Annotated in this window: 12 protein-coding genes; 7 read left to right on the top strand and 5 right to left on the bottom strand. The window is 41.3% G+C overall.

Annotated elements, in window-relative coordinates; translation table 11 throughout:
• Positions 1 to 488 precede the first annotated feature (488 nt).
• Complete coding sequence (locus tag IKG78_RS13945) at positions 489 to 1,019, top strand: type II secretion system protein (RefSeq protein WP_290944545.1); 531 nt, start codon at positions 489 to 491, stop codon at positions 1,017 to 1,019.
• Between the two features lie 73 nt (positions 1,020 to 1,092).
• Here the strand turns inward: IKG78_RS13945 and IKG78_RS13940 are convergent, their stop codons facing one another.
• A complete protein-coding gene (locus tag IKG78_RS13940) occupies positions 1,093 to 1,494 on the bottom strand; it encodes a hypothetical protein (RefSeq protein WP_290944543.1) in 402 nt (133 codons plus the stop codon).
• Between the two features lie 57 nt (positions 1,495 to 1,551).
• Here IKG78_RS13940 and IKG78_RS13935 point away from each other — a divergent pair, with 57 nt between their 5' ends.
• The 4 genes from IKG78_RS13935 (at position 1,552) to IKG78_RS13920 (ending at position 3,043) form a co-directional block, all read left to right on the top strand.
• The gene (locus IKG78_RS13935) at positions 1,552 to 1,770 is read left to right on the top strand and encodes a DUF3791 domain-containing protein (RefSeq protein WP_254794242.1); all 219 of its coding nucleotides are present in this window, start codon (positions 1,552 to 1,554) and stop codon (positions 1,768 to 1,770) included.
• Positions 1,754 to 2,314 carry a DUF3990 domain-containing protein gene (locus IKG78_RS13930; protein ID WP_290944539.1) on the top strand — a complete coding sequence of 187 codons (561 nt, stop codon included), beginning with the start codon at positions 1,754 to 1,756 and terminating at the stop codon, positions 2,312 to 2,314. Before IKG78_RS13935 ends, IKG78_RS13930 begins: the two co-directional genes overlap by 17 nt.
• On the top strand, positions 2,305 to 2,538 hold the full coding sequence (locus IKG78_RS13925; protein WP_073323958.1) for a hypothetical protein: 234 nt from the start codon (positions 2,305 to 2,307) through the stop codon (positions 2,536 to 2,538). Before IKG78_RS13930 ends, IKG78_RS13925 begins: the two co-directional genes overlap by 10 nt.
• Before the next feature lie 112 nt (positions 2,539 to 2,650).
• The gene (locus IKG78_RS13920) at positions 2,651 to 3,043 is read left to right on the top strand and encodes a hypothetical protein (protein WP_290944535.1); all 393 of its coding nucleotides are present in this window, start codon (positions 2,651 to 2,653) and stop codon (positions 3,041 to 3,043) included.
• Between the two features lie 69 nt (positions 3,044 to 3,112).
• Here the strand turns inward: IKG78_RS13920 and IKG78_RS13915 are convergent, their stop codons facing one another.
• Complete coding sequence (locus IKG78_RS13915; protein WP_290944532.1) at positions 3,113 to 3,475, bottom strand: hypothetical protein; 363 nt, start codon at positions 3,473 to 3,475, stop codon at positions 3,113 to 3,115.
• Between the two features lie 153 nt (positions 3,476 to 3,628).
• On the opposite strand from IKG78_RS13915, the gene IKG78_RS13910 reads away from it, so the two are divergent.
• Positions 3,629 to 4,465 carry a site-specific integrase gene (locus tag IKG78_RS13910; protein ID WP_290944530.1) on the top strand — a complete coding sequence of 279 codons (837 nt, stop codon included), beginning with the start codon at positions 3,629 to 3,631 and terminating at the stop codon, positions 4,463 to 4,465.
• A gap of 126 nt (positions 4,466 to 4,591) precedes the next feature.
• Here IKG78_RS13910 and IKG78_RS13905 read toward each other — a convergent pair whose 3' ends face one another.
• Genes IKG78_RS13905 through IKG78_RS13895 form a run of 3 tightly spaced genes read right to left on the bottom strand, consistent with a single transcriptional unit; the run spans position 4,592 to position 7,938 of the window.
• Entirely contained in the window at positions 4,592 to 6,022 is a 1,431-nt protein-coding gene (locus tag IKG78_RS13905) for a sulfatase-like hydrolase/transferase (RefSeq protein ID WP_290944527.1), read from the bottom strand.
• 9 nt (positions 6,023 to 6,031) lie between these two features.
• Positions 6,032 to 7,528 carry a sulfatase-like hydrolase/transferase gene (locus IKG78_RS13900; RefSeq protein WP_290944524.1) on the bottom strand — a complete coding sequence of 499 codons (1,497 nt, stop codon included), beginning with the start codon at positions 7,526 to 7,528 and terminating at the stop codon, positions 6,032 to 6,034.
• A gap of 59 nt (positions 7,529 to 7,587) precedes the next feature.
• Positions 7,588 to 7,938 (bottom strand): hypothetical protein, encoded by a 351-nt coding sequence (locus IKG78_RS13895; RefSeq protein ID WP_290944522.1) that lies wholly within the window; start codon positions 7,936 to 7,938, stop codon positions 7,588 to 7,590.
• Between the two features lie 237 nt (positions 7,939 to 8,175).
• Here IKG78_RS13895 and IKG78_RS13890 point away from each other — a divergent pair.
• On the top strand, positions 8,176 to 8,894 hold a 719-nt coding region (locus tag IKG78_RS13890; protein WP_290944519.1), incomplete at its 3' end, for a DUF4062 domain-containing protein.

The raw sequence follows: 8,894 nt of genomic DNA, 5'->3' as shown, positions 1-8,894 counted from the left end.
GTGAAAAGAATGACGCCGAAAATTCTGCTCGAGACTCCAAGCGAGCTGACTACTTGCGTTCGCAGAATGTGCCGGACAGCGTGATTTCTACGATGCTTTCGTTAAAATAGGTGACCTACTCCTGAAAATTGTCTTTGAAGCCCAGCGAAAGCCGGGCTTTTTGTCATTTTTATTCCAAGTTGGAATATGAAAATTTGACTTTTTTTCTTAAAAAAATGTTTTTTTTGAAAAAAATTTGTATATATACTCCATCAAAGTTCATGCCGAAATATGGCGATTTTGAACAGAAAACGAAAGGATTTTGCAAACAAAGTAATTTTTCGTGACGCAAACGAGACAAAAATTACGCAAAAATGCAAAAAAGTTTGACAAAACTATTGCTTTTCTGAAAAAAATTGTTTATATTAAGGATGTGAACGGGTTGAACGCCCACTAACGGGCCGGAAACCACAAAAAGTGTGTAACAAAACATCAACAAGGAGTACACTATGAAAAAGCAAGGTTTTACCCTTATCGAATTGATGGTCGTGATCGTGATCATGGGCATCCTGGCCGCCGTCGCAGTACCGAAACTGTTCGGCATGATCGCTAAGTCCAAAGCTTCCGAAGTCGGCCCTGCCGCTGGAACCTACGTGAAGTTGCAGGACGCGTATGTATCCGAAAAGGGAACTTCCGTGGGAAGTTGGAAGCAGATTGGTTATTTGATGAAAAACACAAATAACTTCTATTATTGCGGAGCCGCCACCTGCGCCGAAGGAACAAATACCGATGGTTATGGTGGACAGGCTGACATAACGACGGACTCTTTCACCGCTGGTCTTTGGACTGCTCACAACATTGCAACTTTGAATGATTGTGCGGCGGGCGACAACTGGGCTCTCACCACTTCTGCTAACAGCACAACTGGCGGCACGGTTTTGTATACCGCTACAGTCTCAAATACAGGAACAACGTTGTGCGAACCTCTCACTCCTAGCTTTACGAAGCTCCAGACGGCGGCAGCCAACGCCAACCCGTAATAACGTAAAAGGGATTACACAAAAAAAGAGAACTCCATTTGGAGTTCTCTTTTCGTATAAGACACTAAAACAATTAGCCACCTGTGGAGGTTTTCACTTCACCCTTCTGCAAGTTCTTGAACTGAGGAGTTAAAGCTTCGCACTCGGCTTCAAGTGTATTTGTTGTCCAAGCTGCGCCATTACCCGTAGCAGACTGGTTTGCAGTAAGAACCCAGGTGCTCTCCTTGGCGCAATCGTTCAAAGCCACTTTCGACGTTGCAGTCCATGCAGCTGCCGTAGTAAGAGCCTTTTTTTCACCCCAAGAGTCTGTGTAGCTAAAGTTTGGCGTGTCAGAAATTTCGTAGCCAATTGCCTGGAATGTTGATAGGGTATCTCCAATTTCAGCAATGTAGGCGTCCGCCAACTTCACGTAGGATGTTGCTAGAAATACTCTAAACAAGGACGTATTGGAAGTGTTTCTTTGAAACAACGGCATCTTCCCTATTGACTCTTTACTGCACATTATTTATTTTTAGAGGGTATGAGCGAGAATATGCAAATAACATACATGCAGACCCGACTTGTGCGGCTCGCTGCCGAGCAAGAGCGTATTCCTATTCCCGAAATGGTCAAGGTCTTCGATCGCTTTGGCGTATTCCGCTACATAAAGGACATGTGGGAGTTATTCCATATTGAGGGGGATTTGGCCGTACTTGATGACATAAGACGATATCTTGCGGCTAAAGGGGTTCCAAATGTTCAGTCTGCATGAACCCGTCGTTCTGTACCACGGCAGTTTTTGCGAGGTGACCGCTCCTGACCTGGAGCGCTGCGCCCGCTACAAAGATTTCGGCAAAGGCTTCTATTTGACAACGGACCTTGCCCAGGCAGAAGCTTTTGCAAAAATTACGGTACGAAAGTCCATTGCCAATGGAACCGTTGCGCATGCTCAAAATTGTGGTATTGTTTCGCATTTCGAGTACACTCCGCGAGAGCTGAATGTCCACCTGTTTCCGACATCCGATACAAATTGGTTGCACTGCATTGTGGCCCACCGAATGTCGGGGGCCTTTTCGGACCTGATTGGCATATACAGTCAATACGATGTCATTGGTGGAAAAATTGCAAATGATGCGACAAACATCACCTTGACAAACTACATGACCGGGGCGTATGGTGTTATGGGAACAAAAGCTGCGGACAACTTTTGTATTGGCCTGCTTCTTCCGGAGCGGTTGAAAGACCAATACTGCTTTAGGACGACAAAAGCACTTGAACAATTGAAATTCTTAAAGAGTACTCGCGTATGGATGTGAAAAAGGAACAGATTCAGGCGGCAATTGACCAGATTGCAACCCTGGTCGTTGAGTCCATTGCTGAAAAGGAAAAAAAGGATTCGTCGATAGTCCTAGCAGATTTTCTCACGTCACAAACGGGTCGTAAACTTTACGACGAATCTTTGAAGTTCTGGTGCGATGGTCCCTCGTGCATCGAGGAAATGTATCGCAAAGAAAAAGGACTCGAGTCACGTTCGGCATAGAAGTTCTTAGGCATTATCAACAACACACAAGAATCTTCGGTACAAACCACACTAGCGAGAACTTTCGCCTCTCCATTGCCCCTTAACCTACGTGAAGTTGCAGGATGCATATGTGGCTGAAACAAATGCCCTTGGCATTTGGAAAACGATTGGCTACGCTGCACCTGGTGGTACGAATTTCACGTATGCAGGTGGAGAGACTGCTGCACAAAATAAGTGCCCGACGGGCTACACTGCATCCACAGCAGAAGGCAAATCGCCTTGCTATAAGGAAGTTGATGGGAAGGCACAGACTGTTGCTGCAGAAAGCTCTTCCATCACAGATGGCTGGACCGCTCAGAACAATGTGAAGCTGAACGATTGCCCGGCACAAGTGAACTGGAAGATTAGTGCTGCAACTGGAAATTCCGCAACCAATACCGGTTCTGTCACTTACACACCGTCTATTGTTGACGAAACGAATTGCGCCGGTTTGACCCCCCATTTCACCAAGATTGGTCAGTAATTAACAAACCATTCTTAATAAAAAAGGGCTCTCCTATTCGGAGAGCTCTTTTTACAATTTTACTGTAAATTAGTCGATTGCACTTGTACTAACCGTGCAGGATTCACCCGGCGTGCTTATTGCAGTATAGTTTGCAGTCAGCGGCGTGGCGTCATCCGTAAGACATGCTGCATACTTAATCTGACCACCATTATCACCCTTATTCAAGGCGATGTCCCAGAAGCAGGCGTTGGCAGTACATTCGTTAAGCGCAACTACATTCTGAGCCTGCCAACCGATCTGCGTTCCATCCAAATCGTCGAGAACGGTTGTTTCACTTGCTCCAATGGCACCCTTATAGCTAAAGTTATTAGATGCAGGAACGGTATAACCAATCAATTTCCAACCACCAACAGCATTACGTTCTGCGGCATAAGCGTCCTGCAACTTCACGTAGTATCTAGCGAATTTATTTCTAGTTCAAGGCGATTTATCGCAAAGAAAAGTTTCTAAAATCTACTAATATCTATTTATTTTTCCTTTATAATGTTACCTTGTCTGAACTTCTGAATTCTCAGAAGCCCACCATTGTAAAAAGGAAAAAACATGCTATTTTATGAAACCGCGTTGCAGCATCTGGAAAAAGAAAAATACAACCTTTCACCATTTACGGTACATACCTATTATTGGAATTTGAAAAAAATTTTTGATTATAATCCAAATCTAGAGTTAGAAAATTTAGACCAGTCCGTCGTCCAAGATTATAAAATTCATCTTCAACAATTAGGGAACAAGCCTGCTACTGTATGCAAAGCTCTTTCTGTATTCCGCATTTTTTCTAAAAAAATTTATCAGGATGGATTGCTAAAAGTGGATCCGTTTGAGAAGGTGAAAATCGGGAGAGCCTATACACGACGAGGGTTCTTGACGATTCGTGAACTTAAAAGTTTGTATCTCAATTTTAACGATCGTTACAACATTCTTTCGGAAACAGAGCAGGAAGTCATGCGAGTGTTTCTGTTCAGCTGTTTCACTGGGTTACGCTACAGTGATTTGCAATCTCTTGATGCTTCAGAAATTTTTGATTGGAAAATTCGCAAACAGATGCATAAAACAGGAGATGCGGTCTATATTCCGATTCCATTGCAGGCACGCCTGTTACTACCAGAACATATGAAGGCTGGCAGAATTTTCCGGGTTGTGGAAAATTCCCATTTTAACAGAACCTTGCGCAATGCCGCAAAAAAACTGGGCTACAGCAAGCATATCCACTGCCACCTCGCCCGTCACACCTTTGCGACAACTTGCATTACACTAGGAATATCACTTTCTGCGACAAGCAAATTGTTGGGACATCGAAATTTAGAAACAACGTTAATTTATGCAAAATATATTGATGCCTTTTTGGATAAAGAAATGAAAAAGTTTAGAAAACTCGGATGACGCGAGGGGTCCCAAAGGGGGGGGCTTTAATGAATACCAAAATTTTCCATTCAATAATGAAGAAGGAATAGGAAATACATCCCCCAAAAGGCTAAATTACCAAATAGAGCCAAAAACCTGTTTTTCTCAGTTAAGTATAACTAGCGGGACCCATCGAAAATAAAATGACTGCACGAAACTAGATTGTTCCAACGAACCCATCGGGCGGTGGTCTCCGCGAATTATAAAACGATAGTCGGGATGTTTCTCAGCTTGTTTTGCCAATCTTTTCATTGTGTTTTGCTGCAGTGTGAAATACACGCAGTCCACATCGTCAAAGCGCATGGACCTGCAAACAGAAGATTTTTCAACTCCATCGGCGAGTTCGTAAGGCGGATGTGCATCAAGCGTTGTCCAATAAATGAATTTGGGTATAGAATCCGTAAGAAGTGAATCAATATAATTGACGATGGATGTGTCGCAAATTCCGTCGAAGCCATAGTGGCAGCTCGCAAGCCCGCGGCTAGCTAAATCCTTTTTGAACAACAGACTGTCAAATCCAAATTTCCCATAATTTTCGCCACGCTCATAAAATTTTTCATCGTAGCCGTGTAAATACCAGGTTTGAAAATTATTTTCTTTAAACTTTTGAGGCAAAGGAGTCTGTCGGATAGTTCCTCCTAAAGCGTCAAAGTCTTCCCATTCCGCACCTTGCGTGTGTGATGCGTCCCTTGGGTAGAGACCTAAGAATTGCGCATTTGAATTTGAGAACGGAGAAAGCAAAGCCTTTGTATAAGCAACGGATTTGTTGACACCATAGCTTTCGACAAGAACAACAACCGTCGATTTTGAACAATCGCCAACAACAGTTTTCCCTTTCTGCCAAAAAGGGAAAGCCGCTTTAATGTCCTCTTGCAAATATGGATTTTGTCCGATAATTCCTGGCGTACAAAGTTGCCAGAACCATTTCTGGGTTGCGAAATCCATAATGGGCTGACGTCTTTGCAATTTATTTACACCCGCATTTGCGGCCACCATGCTTGCGATAATGCAGAGTACAGCCAAATGAGAAATTTCAAAATGTTCTTTACCCCATAAAAGTCTTTGTGCGAAAAGAATTTGTAATGAAATTAAGGATAAAGGAATCAAAAAAAATAAAAATATTCCCCACCAATAAAATTTGGCAAGTCCCCATACATCAGGGAGTGTAAGGACGAAAGTCGAATAAAAAAAATTTCCTGCATCAGCAATCAAAAAAAGTAACGCGAACAGTGAATAAACAGGCAAAACAAACTTTCGGACACGCGGGGTTGCCGTTGTCACAAAGATCATCAACACATACACACCCATAGTTATGTACACATCAATCGAATCTGATATAAAGGCATAAATGCAGCAGGCAAGCACAAATGGTATTTTATACAGGATTTTGCCGTAAGGGAGCAGGAATAATAAAAGAAGGAAGAAAATGTCCGCCGAAAAAAAAACATGTAGTTGTGGTGTATCAAAAAATTTCCCTGTAACCCAAAAGGGTATGGCTGAAAAAATTGGTATAACAAACAAGAATGATTTAGTCATATCGAGCACTTAATTTAAAACGGCCACCGATACCCATCGAGAGAAAAATGAATTCACAAAAGCTCTTTCGCGGAAACTCAGTATAGGACGATGATCACCCTGAATAATAAAATGAACATTAGGATGCTTTTTTACAAGTGAGGCAATGCGTAAAAGCGTGTTTTGCTGTAAAGTAAAAAAAGTGCATTCGACATCCGATAAGTGTAAAGTTCTACATTCAGATGAAAAAACAAGATTTTCTACAAATTCGTATGGGGGATGGGCATCTAATGTTGTCCAATAAATAAATTTTGGTATTGTATCGGACAAAAGGAAGTCGATATAGTTGACAACAGATGAATCACAGATACCCTCAAACCCATACTTGCAACTAGACAATCCTATAGACGACAATTCTTTATGGAACAACAGTGTATCAAAGCCATAATTGCTATACATTCTTTCCCGATTATAAAAATCGCCATTATAGCCATGCAGATATATTGTTTTTAAGCCTGCAGCCTTAAATTTTTGAGGAATAGCCGTTGAATTGCCGTTACAAGAGGGTATACAAAAATCTTCCCATTCAGCACCTTGTGTATGGGCTGCATCACGTTTTTTTATCCCCACAAAAGATTTGTTGCAAGAATCAAATACAGAAAAAAGTTCTGCTGTCAACAAACTATTTTTATTCACTCCCCAACTTTCAATTAAAATCATGACAGTTGTATTGTTAAAATCAGAAGCAATTTCTTTTGAATTATTCCAGGACTTAAACGTATTTTTTGTAGTTTCATCTAATGATCGTGTATCTTCAAAATGTTGAAGAAAAATATTGTAAGAAAACAAATGCTTTATCGGAAAATCCATAATTGGTTGTCGCGACTGCATTTCGTTGATGCCCGCATTACATGAAAATAAAATGACGAAAAGAAATAAAGCTTTTTTATGAGAGGCAGAATCATTTATAACGGTCCACTGAATTTTTCTAAAAAAATAGAATGCAAGGGCAATCTGAAAAAATAGGGTCAATATAAATAGTAATACACCCCACCAATAAAACAAAGCTAAATTCCAAACATCTCTAATATGCAAAGAAAATGTGTAGTAAAAAAAATTTTCGCAATCAACAGCAAATATTACTAAAATACATAATCCGTAAAATATTGATAAAAGGATTTTTTTTCGTGGAAGAACTATTGTGATGGCAATTAAAGCAATGCATAAAATGGAGTAAGCCCAAGCATCATCAGTCCCCATCCAGAATCCATAACCTAGAGCTATTGCAACAAAAGGTATTTTATATGTTATCTGCCATTGAGGTGTAACGAGTGCTAATAAAAGTATGAAAGTTTCTGCAGAAAAGAAACCATGTGGTACGGGTGTATCAAAAAATTGAACTGCTGAATAAGGTAATATTGCAGTCAATATCGGAATAAATAACAAATAGAATGTATAACCATCCGAAGAAGATTTATTCCTTTTTTTTAAGAAATATGTTATTTTAGATAATAGATAATCTGACATTTTTAAAAAAAACTCCACCGGAAGAAACCCGATGGAGTTTATCTTTTTAGAAAAGATGACTAGCCGCCGATAGCGGTGCAAGTTCCGCTTCCACCAATGTTGCAGAAGTTCGGCGTCAGAGGCTTCTGGCAATTGCTAATGGAGGATACCTTAGGCGTATAAGTGATAGAACCACCAGTCGAGGTGTTTTGGGCAATGTCAAGCTGCCATACACCACTAACGCAGTCATTCAAAGTCGCACCCGCTGTAGCTTTCCATGCTTCAGTTTTACCTGAGGAAATAGCCACATCATCACCACTAGTGAAGCCTGCATACGTAAAGACAGTTGATGTCGGAATGGAGTAGCCAATAGCCTTCATTGAGCCAACAACGGTTCCTTTTTCAGCGACATACGCATCCTGCAGCTTCACGTAGGTTCCAGCGGCGGGAAAATTGCGTCCGTCGTGACTATATCAATTCGGTTGTAGATTTTATAGTGAATGAGAGCGAGAGAGGAAGATATGTTCTTATTATGATCTGGAAACTCGATTTGGAAGAAAGGAATGTCGATGCAATCTTATGACGACGATTAAATACACTTTCTTGGCTGGGATTCTAAACGATGAGTTTTTTTGAGAGAAATTGGTAGAAAATAGTAGAAGTCCAATATGTCATTCAGAATATTCATATCAAGCGTGCAGAAAGAATTTGCAAAGGAACGCAAGTGGCTTGCGGATTACATCCGTAAAGATGCGATTCTTGGCCGATTCTTTGATGTCTTTTTGTTTGAAGAAGTTCCCGCTCAGGAACGTGATGCTGCCGGACTTTATCTGAATGAAGTTGCCGCAAGTGATATTTATTTAGGGATTATTGGCAATACATACGGAAACACGAATGCTAAGGGAGTCTCGGCAACAGAGCAGGAATACAACGAGGCTGGCAAACGTCACAAGGAGCGGATTTGCTTTGTCTTGAAAACGGATAAGCCCCGTGAATCAAAACAGGAGCGTTTTGTAGCAAAGGTAAATGCCGAAATTGTCCGTAAGGGATTTTCGACTTACGATGAATTGCGGACTGCCGTTTATGCGGCATTGGCGAATTTTCTTGTTTCTCGTGAATATATTAATGTGCTGCCTTTTGACGCTTCTAAAAATTCTGGAATTACTTTGAGCGATTTGAGTGTGACCAAGATTCGTCGCTTCGTGAAGATTGCACGTGAAATCAGGAATTTCAAAATCCCTGCGGGAGCTTCGCCAGAACATGTGCTGACGGCGTTGGACCTGATGGACGATGCCGGACGCATTGTAAATTCGGCGGAATTGCTTTTCGGAAAGAAACCGCAGCGTTTCTTTATTTCGTCCGAAGTAAAATGTATGCAGTTCTTTGC

This window comes from Fibrobacter sp., assembly GCF_017545445.1.
Taxonomy (GTDB): domain Bacteria; phylum Fibrobacterota; class Fibrobacteria; order Fibrobacterales; family Fibrobacteraceae; genus Fibrobacter.
This window is presented reverse-complemented; position numbering and strand designations above follow the sequence as displayed.

What these genes read in the sequence shown, in the direction of transcription:
- IKG78_RS13935 (WP_254794242.1), top strand. Translation starts at nt 1,552, where the DNA reads ATGCAAATAACATACATGCAGACCCGACTTGTGCGGCTCGCTGCCGAG.
- IKG78_RS13910 (WP_290944530.1), top strand. Translation starts at nt 3,629, where the DNA reads ATGCTATTTTATGAAACCGCGTTGCAGCATCTGGAAAAAGAAAAATAC.
- IKG78_RS13925 (WP_073323958.1), top strand. Translation starts at nt 2,305, where the DNA reads ATGGATGTGAAAAAGGAACAGATTCAGGCGGCAATTGACCAGATTGCA.
- IKG78_RS13930 (WP_290944539.1), top strand. Translation starts at nt 1,754, where the DNA reads ATGTTCAGTCTGCATGAACCCGTCGTTCTGTACCACGGCAGTTTTTGC.
- IKG78_RS13940 (WP_290944543.1), bottom strand. Translation starts at nt 1,494, where the DNA reads ATGCCGTTGTTTCAAAGAAACACTTCCAATACGTCCTTGTTTAGAGTA.
- IKG78_RS13900 (WP_290944524.1), bottom strand. Translation starts at nt 7,528, where the DNA reads ATGTCAGATTATCTATTATCTAAAATAACATATTTCTTAAAAAAAAGG.
- IKG78_RS13905 (WP_290944527.1), bottom strand. Translation starts at nt 6,022, where the DNA reads ATGACTAAATCATTCTTGTTTGTTATACCAATTTTTTCAGCCATACCC.
- IKG78_RS13945 (WP_290944545.1), top strand. Translation starts at nt 489, where the DNA reads ATGAAAAAGCAAGGTTTTACCCTTATCGAATTGATGGTCGTGATCGTG.